This is a genomic window from Pseudarthrobacter sp. alpha12b (assembly GCF_054130495.1).
The window spans coordinates 4,576,148-4,593,344 of sequence record NZ_CP196746.1; the positions used below are offsets into that span (position 1 = coordinate 4,576,148).

13 protein-coding genes are annotated in these 17,197 nt (G+C 65.2%); 11 read left to right on the forward strand and 2 right to left on the reverse strand.

Annotated features, from left to right (window positions below; translation table 11 throughout):
- The first annotated feature begins 203 nt into the window (after positions 1-203).
- The 10 genes from speB (at position 204) to ACTAQI_RS21285 (ending at position 14,122) form a co-directional block, all read left to right on the forward strand.
- Positions 204-1,268, forward strand: coding sequence for an agmatinase (speB, locus tag ACTAQI_RS21240; protein ID WP_457948543.1), 1,065 nt, complete (start codon positions 204-206; stop codon positions 1,266-1,268).
- A gap of 3 nt (positions 1,269-1,271) precedes the next feature.
- Complete coding sequence (locus ACTAQI_RS21245) at positions 1,272-2,960, forward strand: thiamine pyrophosphate-binding protein (protein ID WP_457948545.1); 1,689 nt, start codon at positions 1,272-1,274, stop codon at positions 2,958-2,960.
- Positions 2,961-3,115: 155 nt separating this feature from the next.
- A complete protein-coding gene (locus ACTAQI_RS21250) occupies positions 3,116-3,598 on the forward strand; it encodes a MarR family winged helix-turn-helix transcriptional regulator (protein ID WP_457948546.1) in 483 nt (160 codons plus the stop codon).
- Positions 3,599-5,794: an MDR family MFS transporter gene (locus tag ACTAQI_RS21255; protein ID WP_457948548.1), complete on the forward strand. Its 2,196-nt coding sequence runs from the start codon at positions 3,599-3,601 to the stop codon at positions 5,792-5,794.
- 188 nt (positions 5,795-5,982) lie between these two features.
- Positions 5,983-7,716 carry an ABC transporter ATP-binding protein gene (locus tag ACTAQI_RS21260; RefSeq protein ID WP_457948549.1) on the forward strand — a complete coding sequence of 578 codons (1,734 nt, stop codon included), beginning with the start codon at positions 5,983-5,985 and terminating at the stop codon, positions 7,714-7,716.
- Positions 7,713-9,788: an ABC transporter ATP-binding protein gene (locus tag ACTAQI_RS21265; RefSeq protein ID WP_457948551.1), complete on the forward strand. Its 2,076-nt coding sequence runs from the start codon at positions 7,713-7,715 to the stop codon at positions 9,786-9,788. Before ACTAQI_RS21260 ends, ACTAQI_RS21265 begins: the two co-directional genes overlap by 4 nt.
- A gap of 38 nt (positions 9,789-9,826) precedes the next feature.
- Positions 9,827-10,243: an acyl-CoA thioesterase gene (locus tag ACTAQI_RS21270; protein WP_457948553.1), complete on the forward strand. Its 417-nt coding sequence runs from the start codon at positions 9,827-9,829 to the stop codon at positions 10,241-10,243.
- A gap of 100 nt (positions 10,244-10,343) precedes the next feature.
- Positions 10,344-10,601, forward strand: coding sequence for a PLD nuclease N-terminal domain-containing protein (locus tag ACTAQI_RS21275; protein WP_457948555.1), 258 nt, complete (start codon positions 10,344-10,346; stop codon positions 10,599-10,601).
- Between the two features lie 70 nt (positions 10,602-10,671).
- Positions 10,672-12,903 (forward strand): McrB family protein, encoded by a 2,232-nt coding sequence (locus ACTAQI_RS21280; protein WP_457948557.1) that lies wholly within the window; start codon positions 10,672-10,674, stop codon positions 12,901-12,903.
- Entirely contained in the window at positions 12,890-14,122 is a 1,233-nt protein-coding gene (locus tag ACTAQI_RS21285) for a 5-methylcytosine restriction system specificity protein McrC (RefSeq protein WP_457948559.1), read from the forward strand. The genes ACTAQI_RS21280 and ACTAQI_RS21285 overlap by 14 nt, the downstream gene beginning before the upstream one ends.
- A 12-nt stretch (positions 14,123-14,134) precedes the next feature.
- On the opposite strand, the gene ACTAQI_RS21290 is transcribed toward ACTAQI_RS21285, so the two are convergent.
- Entirely contained in the window at positions 14,135-15,790 is a 1,656-nt protein-coding gene (locus ACTAQI_RS21290) for a sensor histidine kinase (protein WP_457948561.1), read from the reverse strand.
- 94 nt (positions 15,791-15,884) lie between these two features.
- On the opposite strand from ACTAQI_RS21290, the gene ACTAQI_RS21295 reads away from it, so the two are divergent.
- Complete coding sequence (locus tag ACTAQI_RS21295; protein ID WP_457948562.1) at positions 15,885-16,649, forward strand: response regulator transcription factor; 765 nt, start codon at positions 15,885-15,887, stop codon at positions 16,647-16,649.
- Here the strand turns inward: ACTAQI_RS21295 and ACTAQI_RS21300 are convergent.
- Positions 16,622-17,032 carry an Hpt domain-containing protein gene (locus ACTAQI_RS21300; protein WP_457948564.1) on the reverse strand — a complete coding sequence of 137 codons (411 nt, stop codon included), beginning with the start codon at positions 17,030-17,032 and terminating at the stop codon, positions 16,622-16,624. The two genes, ACTAQI_RS21295 and ACTAQI_RS21300, sit on opposite strands and share 28 nt — an antisense overlap.
- Positions 17,033-17,197: the final 165 nt, after the last annotated feature.

A 17,197-nucleotide genomic window follows, 5' to 3' on the forward strand; every position in this document is an offset into this window, starting at 1 on the left:
GCCTGCCGAGCCCGCATTTCCTCGCGGCGCGAAGTCCTGGAATTACGGGGGATAAGACTCGGGCCAAGGGTGGGCATCGGGAGTAACTGGGCAGGAAGGTACGGGACCAACGCTGCCAAGTAAACAGCTGATGCTCATTGGAAAACAGGGGTGTATGATGGCAGTCACATCAGTCCCTCAACTCCTCGAAGGAGAGGCCCCCATTGGAAGAGCTGCGCATTGAAGCCAACGGCAACCTTGGCCCCATCGATTCCTCCCGGATTCCCCGCTATGCCGGAGCTGCCACCTATGCCCGCCTTCCCCGCCTTGATCGGGTGGACAAGGCTGACGTGACCGTGGTGGGGGTGCCCTTCGATTCAGGCGTTTCCTACCGGCCAGGAGCGCGCTTCGGCGCCAACCATGTCCGCGAGGCCAGCCGGCTGCTGCGCCCCTACAACCCTGCCTGGGACGTCAGCCCGTTCGAAAACATCCAGGTGGCCGACGCCGGGGATATGGCGGTCAACCCGTTCAATATCCACGAGGCCATCGAAACCATCCAGCAGAACGCCCTCGACCTCACGGCCGCCGGGAGCAAGCTGCTGACCCTGGGCGGGGACCACACCATCGCCCTGCCGCTGCTCCGTGCCGCCGCCGAACGCGCCGGCGGACCCGTCGCCATGCTCCACTTCGATGCCCACCTGGACACCTGGGACACCTACTTCGGCGCCGAATACACCCACGGCACGCCCTTCCGCCGAGCCGTAGAGGAGGGCATCCTGGACACCGAGGCCATCAGCCACATCGGCACCCGCGGCCCGCTGTACGGCAAGAAGGATCTCGACGACGACCATCGCTTTGGGTTCGGCATCGTCACCTCCGCGGACGTCTACTACCAGGGCGTGCTGGAAACCGTAGCCAAGGTCCGCGACCGGATTGGCAACCGCCCGCTGTACATCTCCGTGGACATCGACGTCCTGGATCCGGCACACGCACCGGGCACCGGAACCCCCGAGGCCGGCGGCATCACCAGCCGCGAACTCCTCGAGATCATCCGGGGCTTCCGCGGCATGAACCTGGTGGGCGCCGACGTCGTTGAGGTGGCTCCCGCTTACGACCACGCCGAAATCACCGGCGTTGCCGCCAGCCATGTCGCATACGAACTCGTGACCCTCATGGCTGACAATGCCATGACCGGAAACCGCTTTGGAGCGGAAACCGGCTACCAGGCACAGGCCCTGGGCCAGAAACTCCGCCGCCCCGCAGGTTTCTATGCCGCCACCAAGGAGTAGGCCATGACCGCAGTGGACGCGCCCGTCCGGGCGCAAACAAGCAGCGTCCGCAACGGCGGGGACCTCGTGGTCGAAACCCTCGAAGCACTTGGCGCGAAGACCGTGTTCGGCATCCCGGGCCAGCATGCCCTGGGACTGTTCGACGCCATGGGCCGCGGCAACCTTAACTTCGTCTCGTCCCGGGTGGAGAACAACAGCGCCTTTGCAGCGGACGGGTACTCCCGCGCCACCGGCGAGGTGGGTGTCCTTTTCCTGTCCACCGGCCCCGGCGCGCTGACGTCCCTGGCCGGCCTTCAGGAGGCATACGCCACGGGTGTGCCCATGGTGGTGGTGGCCAGCCAGATTCCGCTGGAGGGCCTGGGCGCCAGGCGCAAGGGCATGCTGCACCAGCTTGATGACCAGAAGGCGTCCGCGGCGAACGTCACCAAGAGCCAGCGTCTGATCCAGCACGCCTCGGGCATCCCGTCCGCAATCCAGGATGCGTGGACCGAGGCCATCTCCTCGCCGCAGGGCCCGGTGTGGCTGGAAATTCCGCAAAACGTGCTGCTTGACCCGATTATGGTCCCGCCCGTGGAGGACGCCCTGGCCGAGGCAGCGGACAACCCGCCGCGGATCGAACTGGTGCGGGAGGCCGTGAAGTGGCTGGAAGCAGCCAAGCGCCCGGCCATCATCGCCGGCGGCGGAACCCGCCGCGGCAAGGCGGAGAAACCGCTGCTCTCGATTGCGGAAAAGCTGCGCGCACCCGTGATCTGCACTCCGGGCGGCAACGGAGCGTTCCCCTGGAACCACGAACTCTCCCTGCAGTCCTGGATCGAGGACCGCTACATGACCGACCTGCTCGAGGATGCGGACGTCCTGGTGGTGATCGGGTCGTCCCTGGGCGAGGTCACCTCCAACTACTTCACCTTTGAACCGCGTGGCAGGATCATCCAGATCGACGCCGAGCCCCGGGTCCTGGAGTCCAACCGGCCAGGTTTGGGGATCCGCGCCGACGCCGGCCAGGCACTGGCCGCGCTGGATGCCGCCCTGGGTAGGCCTGTTGGACCCGGGCCCGACTGGCACGGCAGCACCCCGGGAGAGCTGGTCAAGGACTCACTCGCCAAGGTCCGTGCCCGGCTGGAATCCCAGGACCTGGGCAAGGAGCTGACGTTCATGGCCGACATCCGTGAGGCCGTGCCGGCGGACATGCAGACGTTCTGGGACATGACCATCGCGGCGTACTGGGGCTGGTCCTGCTGGGACGCGCGGCAGGGGCAGTTCCATTCTGCCCAGGGCGCTGGCGGCCTGGGCTTCGCGTTTCCCGGTGCCATCGGTGCGGCCGTGGGTCTGGAAACCACGGGCAAACCGGGACGAGTCCTGGCCGTCTCCGGCGACGGCTCCTCGATGTATTCCATCGCCGAACTGGCCACGGCGAAGCAGCACAACGTGCCGGTCACCTGGCTGATTGTGGACGACGGCGGCTACGGCATCCTGCGCGAGTACATGGTGGGTGCATTTGGCACGGCAACCGCCACCGAGCTCGCGGGCCCGGACTTCGTCAAGCTCGCCGAAGCGTTTGGCGTCCCCGCCAGCAGGGTTGACCCCGGGGATGTGGGGGACGCGCTCAAGGCGGGATTCGCTGCGGACGGGCCCAACGTCGTCGTGGTTGAAACCCTCCTGAAGATGTTCGGCCCCACCCACTTAGCCCCCTGACGCGGCCTTCACCCGCACGCTCCCTCGCTTGCCGGACACCGTCCGGCTGAAGCGGGGGAGCGTGGGCGTTTATGGACCAGCGCAACAACTTCGTTTCCCTAAGCAACCTTTTCCTGATACAGTTGCTTGCAGCAACTAATTCTTTAGGGAGCATCATGTCTGTCGCACCGGCCACTGCAGCCGACCTGGTCAGCAACATCTATGACCTCCAGCGCGCACTGCGCTGCGTCACCATGATCAACATCAAGGGCCAGGACACCGGCATCGCCCTCCAAGGCGTGCTCAAGTTCATTGGCGAAGGGGAGACCCGCGCCGCGCACCTGGCCGAGCGCCTGGGGGTCAGCCCCCCGGTGCTCAGCCGGCACGTGGCCGAGCTGGCGGACGCGGGCCTGGTGGTCCGCACCCCGGACCCGGACGATGGCCGGGCCCAACTGCTGGCACTTTCTCCGCGCGGGAAGGCAAAGCTCGCAGAGCTCGTGCGGCACCGGGCGGAAACGCTGCAGGCCTACCTCGCCGACTGGAACGAGGACGACGCCGTTGCAACAGCCGCGATGCTGAGCAAGCTCACCGCATCCCTGAAGAATTCCATCCGGGCAAGGGCGGCCGGAACCACCAACGAACACGCAGGAGTCCAATAAATGGCCAACGTCACCGCCGCCGCGGACCAGGAGCAGGAGCGCCAGCGCCAACGCTCCGCTAAACAGGAATCGCGGCAATCCAAGCGCCACGAACCGGGCGCGCCCATGAACCACCGGCAGATCATGGAGGCCCTCACCGGCCTCCTTGCCGCCTTCTTCACCGCCATCCTCAGCAGCACCATCGTTGCCAATGCGCTGCCCACCATCATGTCCGAGCTCAAGGGCACCCAGACGGACTTCGCGTGGGTCATCACGGCCGCGCTGCTGGCCAACGCAGCCACCACCCCCATCTGGGGCAAGCTCGCCGACCTCTTCGACAAGAAAGTCCTGGTCCAGCTGAGCATCGTAATCTTCGTTGCCGGCTCGGTCATGGCAGGCTTCTCGGAAAACATCCCGTTCCTGCTCACCGCCCGCGTGATCCAGGGCATCGCCATGGGTGGCCTCACCGCCCTGGCGCAGGCAATCATTGGCTCCATCATCCCGCCGCGCGAACGCGGCAAATACTCCGGCTACATGGGTGCCGTCATGGCTGTCGGTACCGCCGGCGGTCCGCTGCTCGGTGGCTTCATCGTGGACAGCTCGCTCGGCTGGCGCTGGACCTTCTTCGTCTGCGTGCCGCTGGCCGTCGTCGCCCTGATCCTGCTCCAGGTCACGCTGAAGATCCCGCACGTCAAGCGCCCTGCCAAGATTGACTGGCTCGGTGCCATCCTGCTCACCTCCGGCGTCAGCCTGCTCCTGATCTGGGTTTCGTTCGCCGGCAAGGCCGACTACTACGACTGGTGGTCTTGGCAGTCCGCCGTCATGGTGGGCGGCGGCGTGCTTCTGCTGGCACTGCTGGTGCTGGTTGAGTCAAAGGTGTCTGCGCCGATCATCCCGCTGAAGATCATCTCCGACCGCACCACCGCCCTTGCCATCGTTGCATCCGTGGCTGTTGGCGTTGCCATGTTCGGTTCCTCCACCTTCCTGGGCCAGTACTACCAGGTGGCCCGCGGCGCCACGCCCACCGAGGCCGGCCTGCTGACCCTGCCCATGATCGCCGGCAACCTCATCGGTTCGGTGGTCTCCGGCCAGCTGATCAGCCGCTACGGCAAGTGGAAGCGCTTCCTGATCGGCGGCACCATCCTGCTGATCGGCGGCCTGGCGCTCGCCGGCACCATGGACCACACCACCGAACTCTGGCTGACCGGCCTTTACACCGGCATCTTCGGCATCGGGTTGGGCATGCTGATGCAGAACCTGGTGCTCGCCGTGCAGAACACCGTCCAGGCTAAGGACATCGGTTCCGCCAGCGCTTCCGTTGCCTTCTTCCGCTCAGTGGGCGGTGCCATCGGCGTGTCCGTCCTGGGCGCCGTCATGGCCAACCACGTCAAGGACCTGGCCACCGACGGACTCGCAAAGCTGGGCATCCCGGCCGGCGGAAACAGCGGTGCCACGCTGGACCTCAAGGACCTGCCCGCGCCGATTGCCGACGTCATGCGCGCCGCCTACGGTGACGCCACGGCCGGCATCTTCATGATCTCCGCCATCGTCAGCGCGGTGGCCCTCATCGCCGTGATCTTCATCAAGGAAGTGCCGCTGCGCAAGACTGTTGACATCACCCCCGAGGCCACGCTGCAGGCCAACGCCGCCGGTGAAGCGGGCATGACCGCCATGACCGGCCAGTTGCCCATGGTCTCCGGCCCTACGTCGGACGGGGACGTTCCCGCCGGTGCCATGACCGCCCGGAGCGCTGCGCATGCGGCCGCAGCACCGGCAAAGATGTACGACGGCGGTGCTGCCGCTGCCGCAGCAGCGTCCGGCAGGGTTGCCACGGATGACTTCGAGGAAGCCTTCGCACGGAGCTTCCGCTCCGAAGAGCTGGACCTGCGGTCCGTTGACAACGTGGACAAGGCTGCCAACGCGATTTCCAGCGCAGCCGCCACCCTGCAGAAGCTGCAGGACACCCAGCACCTGCTGGCCCGCCAGCAGGCCGAACTGGGCACCTTGGTCCTGGATATCCAGGAACAGTTGCGCTCCCAGCAGGAGGTGGCTGCCAAACAGGCAGCCACTGCGGCAGAGCTCAGCAGGCTTCAGCGCAAGCTGCTGAAAGAACGCAAGGTCCAGGCAGCAGCTGCGCTGTACCTGGCCGGCCACGGCAAGCACAGCGCGGCAGCCCCGCCGGCCGCCGATGGTTCGGAGCCGTCGCCGGGACGGTAAGCCCTGGACGGAAATACCAAAAGCCGCAGCCCGCACCCGGAGATCGTTCCGCGTGCGGGCTGCGGCTTTCCTGCATGCCGGGGTCCCGTGTTTCGCACCAGTGTCCCCCCACTGTCCAGCAATAGGTTCCGGCGGGAAAAATGCGTCAGGGGGACCAATTGTCGGTGGGCATTACTAGAGTTGAGTCCATGCTCCTCACCCTCATACGGCGCTACTCCAAACCGTATTTGCCGCACATCGCGGCTGTCGTCATTTTCCAGCTCGCATCCACCATCGCGGCGCTGTACCTGCCCAGCCTGAATGCCCAAATCATCGATGAAGGCGTGGCGCGCGGAGACACCGATTTCATCTGGCGCACCGGCGGCGTGATGCTGCTGGTTGCCTTCGTCCAGGTGGGCACCGCCATTGCAGGGGTGTACTACGGCTCTAAAACTGCCATGGCGGTGGGCCGGGACCTCCGCCGCGGCGTGTTCCGCAAGGTCACCAGTTTCTCCGCCAAGGACGTGAACACCTTCGGCGCCCCCACGCTCATCACCCGGGGCACGAATGACGTCCAGCAGGTCCAGATGCTGGTGCTGATGGGCCTGAACTTCATGGTGGCCACGCCCATCATGTGCATCGGCGGCATCATCATGGCCCTCCGTGAGGATCTCAGCCTGTCCTGGCTGGTGTGGGTGTCCGTGCCGGTGCTGCTGGTGGTGGTGGGCTACTTGGTAGCGCGGCTGATGCCCCTGTTCCGCGCAATGCAGAAGAAGATTGACCGCATCAATGCCGTCCTGCGCGAGCAGATTATCGGCATCCGGGTGGTCCGCGCGTTTGTCCGCGAACCCTTCGAAACCGGGCGCTTCGGTGTGGCCAACAAGGACCTGACCGATGTTTCCCTGAAGATCGGCGCCCTTTTTGTGCTGATGTTCCCTGCCATCGGCATGATCCTGCACCTGTCCACCGCCGCCGTGCTCTGGTTTGGCGGGCAGCGGGTGGACGCCGGCGCCATGCAGGTGGGGTCGCTGACCGCCTTCCTGCAGTACCTGCTGCAGATCCTGATGGCCGTCATGATGGGCACCTTCATGGCCATGATGATCCCGCGCGCCTCGGTTTGCGCGGACCGCATCGGTGAAGTGCTCGACGTCGAACCCTCAATCCACGATCCTGAACGTCCCGTTACACCCGCCACCCTCGCGGGTGTGGTGGAATACCGGAACGTCACCTTTGCCTACCCCGGTGCCGAATCGCCGGTGCTGAGCAACATCAGCTTCACTGCCAAGCCGGGCGAGACCGTGGCCATCATCGGGTCCACCGGTGCAGGCAAGACCTCCCTGCTGTCCCTGCTGCCACGCCTGTACGACATCGCCGAGGGTGAGGTCCTGCTGGACGGCGTCTCTGTCAACAACCTGGACCGGGCCGAGATCACCAAACGCGTTGCCCTGGTCCCGCAGCGGCCGTATCTCTTCTCTGGCACCATTGAGCACAACCTGCGTTTCGGCAGGACCGAAGCCACGGACCAGGAGTTGTGGGATGCGCTGCACATCGCCCAGGGCGAGGACTTTGTCCGGGCTAAAAAGAACGGCCTGAACTCCCGTATCGCCCAGGGCGGCACCAACGTTTCGGGCGGCCAGCGGCAGCGGCTGTGCATCGCCCGCGCCCTGGTCACCAAGCCCAAGGTGTTCCTCTTTGACGACTCCTTTTCGGCCTTGGACGTGGCCACGGATGCCAGGCTCCGCGCCGCGCTTAAACGGACCACCGCCGATGCCACTGTGATCATCGTGGCCCAGCGCATCACCACCATCACCGATGCCGACCAAATCCTCGTCCTGGACAACGGCAGGATCGTTGACCGGGGAACGCACCAGGAACTCCTGGAAACCTCGCCCACTTACCAGGAAATCGTTGAATCCCAGCTGAGTGTGGAGGAAATGGCATGAGCGGCGCCAAGAAGGACTCGACACTGGCCGGGAACCAGGGCGCGGAAGTATCCCCGGGCACAGCGGCAACCCCGGAAAGCCTCTTGGAGGACGACGAATTCTTCGAGGAGGAATTCAAGCCATCCGAGGCTGACGGCGATATGTTCGGCGGAATGCCGGCCAAGAAGGCTGAGCACTTCTGGCCTTCAGCCAAGCGATTGATGGGGCTCCTAAAACCTGAAGCACTGGGCATCTACGCGGTGGTGGGCCTGGTGGTCGTTTCCGTGGTCCTGAACGTCATCGCCCCCAAGATCCTGGGCCAGGCCATGGACGTGATCTTCGGCGGCGTGGTGGGCAAACAACTGCCCGCCGGGGTCAGCAAGGAACAGTTCGTTGAAGGACTGCGCCAGCAGGGCCAGGACAACTTCGCGGACATGATCGCGAAAATGGAACTGGTGCCGGGCACCGGAATCAACTTCCAAAAGTTGTCAGTCCTCATCGCGATCGTGCTGCTGATGTACTTTGTGGCCAACATCTTCCTGTGGCTGCAGGGCTACGTGCTGAACCGCATCGTGATGAAGGTGATCCGCAGGCTTCGTGACGATACCGAAAAGAAGCTGAACCGGCTCCCGCTGAACTACTTCGACACCCGCCAGCGCGGCGACGTGCTGTCCCGGGTGACGAACGACGTCGACAACGTCCAGCAGGCGTTGCAGCAGGCCTTCGCGCAGCTGATCAGCTCCCTCCTGACGGTCATCGGCATTGTCATCATGATGTTCATCGTGTCGTGGCAGCTCGCCTTGATCGCCCTGATCGCGCTTCCGCTGTCGGGTGTTGCCGCCGGGCTGATTGGTTCGCGCAGCCAGAAGCTCTTTGCCGCCCAATGGAAGAACACGGGTGAGCTGAACGGCCAGATTGAAGAGTCCTTTTCCGGTCACGACCTGGTCCGGGTCTTCGGCCGTGACGCCGACATGCTGGAACGCTTTGAAGAGCGGAACGAGGCCCTTTACAAGGCCAGCTTCGGGGCCCAGTTCGTCTCAGGCATGATCTTCCCGGTCATGCAGTTCGTTTCCTACCTCAGCTATGTGGGCATCGCCGTGGTGGGCGGGCTGCGGGTGGCGTCTGGCTCGATGTCCCTGGGTGACGCGACGGCGTTCATCCAGTACTCCCGCGAGTTCACCCAGCCGCTGGGGCAGATGGCGGGCATGGCCAACATGCTCCAGTCCGGCGTGGCCTCTTCCGAGCGGGTGTTTGAATTCCTCGACGCCGATGAGCAGGATGCCGAGACCGCCTCCGATCACCTGCCGGCCAAGACCGACGGGCACGTGGACTTCCGGGACGTTACGTTCAGCTACACCACGGACAAGCCGCTCATCGAGAATCTGTCCTTCACGGCTGAACCGGGGCACACGGTAGCCATCGTCGGCCCTACCGGCGCGGGCAAGACCACCCTGGTCAACCTGGTGATGCGCTTCTACGAGCTCAACTCCGGCTCCATCATGCTGGACGGCGTGGACATCACCCACCTCAGCCGGTCCGAGCTACGGTCCAAGGTGGGCATGGTGCTCCAGGATGCCTGGCTGTTCGGCGGCTCCATCTACGACAACATCCGCTACGGCAACCTCCAAGCCACAGAAGAGCAGGTCATGGCGGCGGCGAAGGCCACGTTCGTGGACCGGTTTGTGCGCGCCCTGCCGGATGGATACGACACCGTGATCGACGAAGAAGGCAACAACGTCAGCGCCGGCGAGAAACAGCTGATCACCATTGCCCGTGCCTTCGTGGCGAACCCGTCGCTGTTGATCCTGGATGAGGCCACCAGCTCCGTGGATACCCGCACCGAGCTCCTGTTGCAGAAGGCCATGGCGGCGCTGCGCTCGGACCGGACCAGCTTCGTCATCGCGCACCGGCTCTCCACCATCCGTGATGCCGATACGATCCTGGTTATGGAGAACGGCAAGATCGTGGAGCAGGGCAATCACAAGGTTCTGCTGGCAGCCGAAGGCGCCTACTACCGGCTCTACATGTCGCAGTTCGCGGGTGCGGACGCCGGGGAAGTGCCGGTTGATGGTTCGACGGCGGTGCACAGCTGAGCGCGCACGGTGGCCAGCGCATCGAGGTCCTGGTCCCGATGCGCTGGGGCGACATGGACGCCTACGGCCACATCAACAACGTGCAGATCGTGAGGATGCTGGAGGAGGCCAGGATCGCAGCCTTCGGGCCGCCGCAGGGCACGGGCTTTCCCGGCGTTGAGCCCCCGGTCTCCCTGTTCAATGATGTCCCGGACGGCACCCTTGCCCTGGTGGTGGACCACAAGATCCGCTACGTCCGGACACTGGAGTATCGCAACGTTCCGGCGGTGGTTCAGCTTTGGATCGGTGCCGTTAAAGGTGCCAGCTTTGACATCCACTACCTGCTCCAGGATCCCGTCACCCGGGAGGACTGCGTGAAGGCGAGCAGTCATCTGGCCTTCGTGGATGCAGCGACGGGCCGCGTGCAGCGGCTCACCCAGGAACAAAAAGACCGGATGGCCCCGTACCGGCACTGAGACCCGTACACGCAGGACCCCTGCAGGCACTAAGACTCTGGACAGGACTGCGCGGGACGCACTGGACTGGAACCACGTTTTACAGCGAAAGGAAGCCCTCATGGCCAGCAACAAGAACCGTACGGCCCGGAAGGAGAAGACCTGGAAGGAAATGTCACCCTCCGCCAAGGTGGGCACCATTGTGACGGCGTTCGTGCAGCTGTCACTGCTGGTTGCCGCGCAGCGGGATATTTCGAGGCGGCCGGCAGAGCTCATCAATGGGCCCAAGGCTGCATGGCGGGCGGCGTCCTTCGTTAACTTCATTGGGCCCATGGGGTACTTCATCTTCGGCCGGAAGCATACCGCCACTGGCAAGTAGCACCGCCTGGCGGGAGGGCGGCCGGGCGGCTTGGAGCGGCCGCCCAGCTTGACCCTGTAAATTTGGGGGCATGACCCCCACTGCCACTGTTGCCATGACCCGTGCCCTCGGCATCTCCAAGGAGATTGAGGACGCTGCGTGGTTCGTGTTGGGTCCGGGCCTTCAGGGCAAGGCCTCGCCCTTGGATGGCCGGACCAGGACGTGGTCGGTTCCGGCGGCAGCGGAGTTGCTGGACCGGCTGGATCGTGGCATCGCGGACCCCAAGGCGCCCATGATGACCAACCTCCGGGAAAACCTGGAGGGTGCCACCCGCGGCGCCAAGCAGCTGGCCGTGGAGCTGCTCTTCCTGCAGTCACTTCCGCTGGCTCACGAGGTGAAGTCCCTGAAGGTCAAGCGCGCCCGCGTGGCGGAGGCCGCCGGCTGGCTGGAGCCGCCGCTGGAGCTTCCCGAGGAGCTGTACGCGGGGATGACTGACCACGGCGTCATCCGGGACCGGACCGCCGAATTCAACTGGACCATCTGGGACCACCTCAAGTGGCTGTGCCGGTTCGTCCGGAACGTCGCCCAGCGGCCAGCGGCCGTCGTGCAGGCGGCCATCAAGGACCCCTTGCAGTTCCACCGCCTGGCGGCATCCACCCCCGATGACCAGCCCGCCATCCGCCGCAGCATCGAATTCCTGGCGTGGCCCAGCTACTTCGAGCCCGTGGTGGCGGACGTGGAGCGGCAGGAGATCCGCGACGCTTTCGCCTCGCTCGTGGGCGGGGCGAAAGGCGACGGGGAAGAGGACATCACCGCGGACATCCACCGCATCCGGCTGCACCTGGACGAGCAGGCGGGCCAGCGGATCGACTGGTACTCCCGCCAGCTGGTCAGCCAGTGGCGCAAAGTGGGCGACCCCGGCCGGCGCGCCTGGCTGCTCCGGACGCACAGCGACCACGCCGAGCTGCTCAGCGCCTGGCACGGCGAGGAAAAGGTGACCCTCGACGTCGAACATCTCCGCACGCTTGACCCCGGCGTGACCGCCGGCCTGGTGCAGCACGCCGTGGACGAGGACTACAAGCATCTTGGGTATGTGGAGCGCGAGGACACCAAGACCGCGGTTTTTGCCTTCCTGACCGTCATGAAGCCCGGGGACCTGGTGCTCTACCAGCACGCCGGAACCGTGCGGCTGGGCGGCGTGCTGGGGGAGCCCGAGTACAACGATGACAACCGGCGCCTGCGCCGCAAGGTGCGCTGGTTCGACGACGGCCACACCGCCACCAGCCTTCCCCGGCACGTCCAGCGCCAGCTCGCCACCCCCGGCATCGTGGTGGACGTGACCCGGGTGGTCCAGGCGCTGCAGGCGCTGCTGCCTGCCGAGGCGGAAACCGAGCCCGACGGCGATACTGACGGTGCCGCCGTCGTGCTTCCTGTGCAGGAGGGCTTCCGCCCGCTGACGCAGGAATTCGCGGCGTCGCTGCACATGGAACTGGAACCCCTCCAGGAGATCGCCGACCTGCTGGAGGAGAACCGCCAGCTGGTCCTGTACGGCCCTCCCGGCACCGGAAAGACCTACCTGGCCAAGCACCTCGCCGCGGAACTGGCGGACGACACCACTGACGAGCGCGTCAAGCTGGTCCAGTTCCACCCGTCCTACGCCTACGAGGACTTTTTCGAGGGCTACCGGCCGGACAAGACGGATGAGGGCCAGGTGTCCTTCAAGCTGGTGGCCGGACCGCTGCGCCGGCTTGCCGAAGAGGCCGCCAAACCCGGGAACGAGAAGAAGCCGTACTTCCTGATCATCGACGAGATGAACCGCGCCAACCTGGCCAAGGTCTTCGGCGAGCTGTACTTCCTGCTGGAATACCGCGACGACCGCATCTACCTGCAGTACAGCCCCAACGAGCCGTTCACCCTGCCGGACAACCTCTACATCATCGGCACCATGAACACCGCGGACCGGTCCATCGCCATGATGGACGCGGCCATCCGCCGGCGTTTCTCCTTCATTGAGCTGCACCCGCAGACGGAGCCGGTCAAGGGCTCCCTGCTCCGGTTCCTGCAGGCCAGGCAGCTGGACGCCACCCCGGCGCTGCTGCTGGACGCGCTGAACGGGGCCATCGATGAGTGGGACCGGGACCTGATGATCGGGCCGTCCTACTTCATGAAGCCGGCCGCCCAGACCCCGGCGGGGCTGCGCAGGATCTGGAAGTACGAGCTCATGCCGCTGCTGGAGGAGCACTACCACGGCCAGCTGACGCGGGCTCAGCTGGAGGAGCGGTTCGGGCTGGACCAGCTGCTGGGACGCATTGCAGCGCGCTGACCCCCGTGCGTCCGTGCGGCACCTGGTCCTGGATGAGCTGTCCGGCGGCCTGGTGGAACGGCTGGACGCGCCAACTGCTTCCTTCCTGAACTCGAGCGGGCTGGCCAAGGCGTCCCCCATGGGGCTGGGGCTGTACCGGATCGAGCCGGTGGGCAAGGTGGGTTCGGTGCGTACAGCCACGGTCCAGCTTGACGTCCGGCCCAAGGACCGGCTGGGCCTCAGCCGGCTCCTGTTCCTGCTTAGTTACGCGGGGGAGCAGGGGTTCCGGCCGGACCTGGTGGCCGCTGACGAAGACCGGGACCTGTGGAGTGCGCTGGCTGAGTCCCTGGCCCAGTTGGCCGAGCGGGCCCTGGGCCGCGGCGTCCTGCAGGGCTACCTCACCGTGGATGAGTCGCTGCGGACCGTCAAGGGGCGGATCCGGATTTCGGACCAGATTTCCCGCCGTCCCGGCATGCTGGTTCCGCTGGAGGTCTCCTACGACGAGTTCACCGAGGACATTGCCGAAAACCGGATCCTGCGCGCCGCCCTGGAACGGATGGGGCAGGTGCCGGGGGTCCGGTCCGAGGTGCTGGGCCGGTTGCGCCAGCTGAAGGGAAAGCTCGACGCCGTCACGCGCCTTCCAGCCGGCGCGCCGGTGCCGCCGTGGAAGCCCACCAGGATGAACCTGCGCTATCACGCAGTACTGCGCCTGGCTGAGCTGGTCCTGCGCAACGCATCCGCGGAAGCGGGCGAGGGCAAGCAGCAGACGGCCTCATTCGTGGTGGACATGGCGCAGGTTTTCGAGGATTTCGTGGGCACCGCACTGCGCAGCGCCATGGCTTCATATCCAGGGGAGCTGCGGTTGCGGTACAACGCACTCCTCAGCGAGGCGGTGCGCGATTCCGACCGCCTGTCCGTGCGCCCGGATGCGGTCCACATGCTCGGCGGCCGCCCGGTGGTGGCCTACAACGCCAAGTACCGTGCGGCATCGGATTCCGGCGCTTCCCTGACCGCCGACCACTACCAAATGCTGGCCCACTGCACCGCGCTGGCTGTACCCACCGCCTGGCTCGTCTACGCGGGCAGGGGCGAAATGAAACTCCGCCGGATCCTGAACACCGACATTGACATTGTGGAGTTCCCCTTGGACCTCAGCCAGCCGCCGTCGGCCATCCTGGCCTCGATCAAGGAACTTGCCTCTCAGTCCTGGGGCGAGGTGCTCCGGACAGCCGGAGATTGAGCCTGTCGAAATTTAGACCGGCACCCGGAACGTAAAGGTGGTCCCCTGGCCCAGCATGCTGTCGACGCCGATGGTTCCGCCGTGTGCCTCCACGATCGCCTTGCTGATGGGCAGCCCCAGCCCCACGCCCGGAATGGCCGTGCGCCGGACGTTGCTGGTGCGGAAGAACTTGGCGAACACCTCGGAGGCGTCCTCCGGGCTCATGCCCATCCCGGTGTCCGTGACCCGGCAGGCCAGGTGCCCGTCTTCCTGGGCCAGCGAAACCACCACCTCGCCGCCGTCCGGTGAGTATTTGATGGCGTTGGACACCAGGTTGTCCAGGACCTGGGAGATCCGGGCGCTGTCCACGCGGGCCTCCAGCCGCTCCGGGGTTTCCGCGCGCAGTTCAATGCCGGCGGCGGCTGCGCGGGGCATGGCCGAGGACACGCTGCTGCGCACCAGGTCGGCAACATCCACAGCGTCCGGCGAGACAATCAGTTGGCCGTTCCGGCTGGACAGCAGGTCAGACACCAAAGTCAGGAGCCGCTCGGAATTCCGGCGAATGATCTCCAGCATGTCGCGTTGCGGCTCATCCAGTTCATCGGCCAGCAGGATCTCCACGTAGCCCAGGATGGACGTCAGCGGGGTACGGAATTCGTGGGAAACGCTGGAGACGAAGTCATCCTTGGCGGTGAGTGCATTCACCAGGTCCGTCACGTCGCTGAAGACGATCACCGAGCCGGTGAAGTTGCCGTCGGAGTCCTTCATGGCCCGTGCCGTGGTCACCAGTGCCCGCTGGTCCTTCCCGTCACCGAGCCACACCAGGTAATCGGTGAAGGTTTCCCCCAGGACGGCGCGGCGGACCGGACGCTCCTGAACGGGGATCAACGTTTTCCGGTCCGGCCCGTAGACCAGCAACTGCGATTCGTTGGGGTCCGCAATGTCCTTGGGCCGGGCCAGTTCGTGGTTGGCCCGCTGCTTCCGGTTCATGAGGACGTCATGGCCGTCGGCATCAACAGCCAAGACCCCGAGGTGCACCGTGTCCAGCACCGTGTTAAGCAGCGACTCCTGGCGCTTGCTGGTGCGGAGGCTGGCCCGCAGCTGCTCGTCCTTTTCCTCAAGCTGCTTCTGCTGGCGCATCATGCTCAGGGTCAGGACGCTCACTGACACACCGATGCCCAGCATCATGACGGGCAGCAGCAGCGACCGCGCAAAGTCCTGGGGAGTGGAGTTGCCCTTCAGGAGCAGGGGCACCCAGATGATGGCCAGCGGTCCCAGGAAGGAGAACCACAGGGCCGCCCGCGGGTAGTACCCGGACGCGCAAAGCCAGATGACCGGAAAAACAGCCAGCAGGCTGATTCCCGTGAGGCTTTCCTGGCCGCCTTCCCTGCCTGCACCGATGGAGATGAAGTCCAACAGGGGGATGGCCAGGAAGCTCGTGTACGGCAGCCGCTCCCAGGGAATGAGGTAGCACAGGGCCATGATCGCCAACTGCGTCACGAGGAATGTGACGAACAGGGAATTGTTCATGGTTTCCGGGAAGAAGGCCCACACCAGGATTGCCGTCAGGATGGTGGTCACGAACAACGGCATCTGGCTCAGCGCCACCCGGTCCGTCAGCCGGTATTCATGGAAGGGCCGTTTGAAAAAACGCAAGTGTCCGGAGGACCAGGCAGTGGGGTTGCTCATGGCGCGGAGGACGCGGACGTGGGGGTGTGCTGGGCCATACCAGCAGGATATCCGCAGCCAGCTATACTTCAGACGTTGGCACTGAGGGGGCTCTATGAGTGAGGCACGTGTGGGTCTGGTCATCGAAGATGACCACGACATTCGGGAACTGGTTCGCACTGTGCTGACCCAGGCCGGATTTGAGGTGACCGTCGCCAGTGGTGGCGCCGAGGGCGTACTCATGGCCAAGAGCCTGAACCCCGATGTCATCACCCTGGACCTGGGGTTGCCGGACATTGACGGCTTTGAGGTCTCCCGGCAGATCCGTGAGTTTTCGGACGCGTACATCGTGATGCTGACTGCGCGCACCGAGGAACTGGACACGCTGATTGGGCTCGAATCGGGGGCCGATGACTACCTCACCAAGCCGTTCCGCCCGCGGGAGCTGCGCGCGCGGGTTGCGGCAATGATGCGCCGGCCGCGGTCCGTTCCTGATCCGCACGAAGTTTCGGTGGATGCCTCCGCGGACAGCACAGCCCATCCGGAGCGCGGAAACTTCAGCCACAACGGCCTGGAGCTCAGCTACGCCTCCCGCACCGTCACCGTGGACGGCAGGGAGATGAACCTGACCCGCACGGAATTCGAACTTCTGTACGCGCTTCTGGAAGCCGGGCGCACGGTCAGGACCAAGTCCGATCTGGTGCGGCGGCTCCGCGATGAGGATTACGACGTCGGCAGTTACATCAGCGAGGCAGACGAACGTTCCGTGGAGGTCCACATGGGGAACCTCCGCAAAAAGCTGGGTGACTCACCGCAGCAGCCACGATGGCTCCAGACCGTGCGCGGGGTGGGTTACCGCTTGGCCCCGGGGCAGCACTGAGCCTGCAGGCGGTGCATGGTTTGCCTGCTGCACTGGGTGATGGGCCGCAGGTACGTCGCGGCCAGCCGCGGCAATGCCACCGCCATGTCGGCATGGCGGGCCTCGGCCCGGATCTCGTTCTCCAACTCCAGCGCCAGTGCGGCCAGGCGTTCGGCTCCCACCATCTGGCTCGAGGTCTTCAGGCTTAGGACGGCGTCCATGGAGCCCTCCAGGTCACCGGTGGTCAGGGCCAGCCGCAAACGGCCCAGCCGCTGTGGCAGGTACTCGATGAAGTTCCCGACGAAGACCCGGCTGTAGCCTTCCTCCTCGTCGAGTTCGTCCCGCAGCCGGTCCAGGACGGACTGGTCTACCAGCGGCTTGGGGGCATCATCTGATGTGCTCATGACACTCCTTTCTGCTGGTTTCTGCTGGATTTGCGGACTCGGTAAACAGGGCGGCTATGCGGGGGGTGCTTGCTCTTTTTCAGGTTAGGACCGTTCCCCTGACCTAGCAGAAGACTCGGCAAGAATTGTGGTTTTCTTGATGGGTGTGCGGTTTTTTGCCCATAG

What these genes read in the sequence shown, in the direction of transcription:
- ACTAQI_RS21300 (WP_457948564.1), bottom strand. Translation starts at nt 17,032, where the DNA reads ATGAGCACATCAGATGATGCCCCCAAGCCGCTGGTAGACCAGTCCGTC.
- ACTAQI_RS21250 (WP_457948546.1), top strand. Translation starts at nt 3,116, where the DNA reads ATGTCTGTCGCACCGGCCACTGCAGCCGACCTGGTCAGCAACATCTAT.
- ACTAQI_RS21290 (WP_457948561.1), bottom strand. Translation starts at nt 15,790, where the DNA reads ATGAGCAACCCCACTGCCTGGTCCTCCGGACACTTGCGTTTTTTCAAA.
- ACTAQI_RS21280 (WP_457948557.1), top strand. Translation starts at nt 10,672, where the DNA reads ATGACCCCCACTGCCACTGTTGCCATGACCCGTGCCCTCGGCATCTCC.
- ACTAQI_RS21245 (WP_457948545.1), top strand. Translation starts at nt 1,272, where the DNA reads ATGACCGCAGTGGACGCGCCCGTCCGGGCGCAAACAAGCAGCGTCCGC.
- ACTAQI_RS21270 (WP_457948553.1), top strand. Translation starts at nt 9,827, where the DNA reads ATGCGCTGGGGCGACATGGACGCCTACGGCCACATCAACAACGTGCAG.
- ACTAQI_RS21265 (WP_457948551.1), top strand. Translation starts at nt 7,713, where the DNA reads ATGAGCGGCGCCAAGAAGGACTCGACACTGGCCGGGAACCAGGGCGCG.
- ACTAQI_RS21295 (WP_457948562.1), top strand. Translation starts at nt 15,885, where the DNA reads ATGAGTGAGGCACGTGTGGGTCTGGTCATCGAAGATGACCACGACATT.
- ACTAQI_RS21255 (WP_457948548.1), top strand. Translation starts at nt 3,599, where the DNA reads ATGGCCAACGTCACCGCCGCCGCGGACCAGGAGCAGGAGCGCCAGCGC.
- ACTAQI_RS21275 (WP_457948555.1), top strand. Translation starts at nt 10,344, where the DNA reads ATGGCCAGCAACAAGAACCGTACGGCCCGGAAGGAGAAGACCTGGAAG.
- ACTAQI_RS21260 (WP_457948549.1), top strand. Translation starts at nt 5,983, where the DNA reads ATGCTCCTCACCCTCATACGGCGCTACTCCAAACCGTATTTGCCGCAC.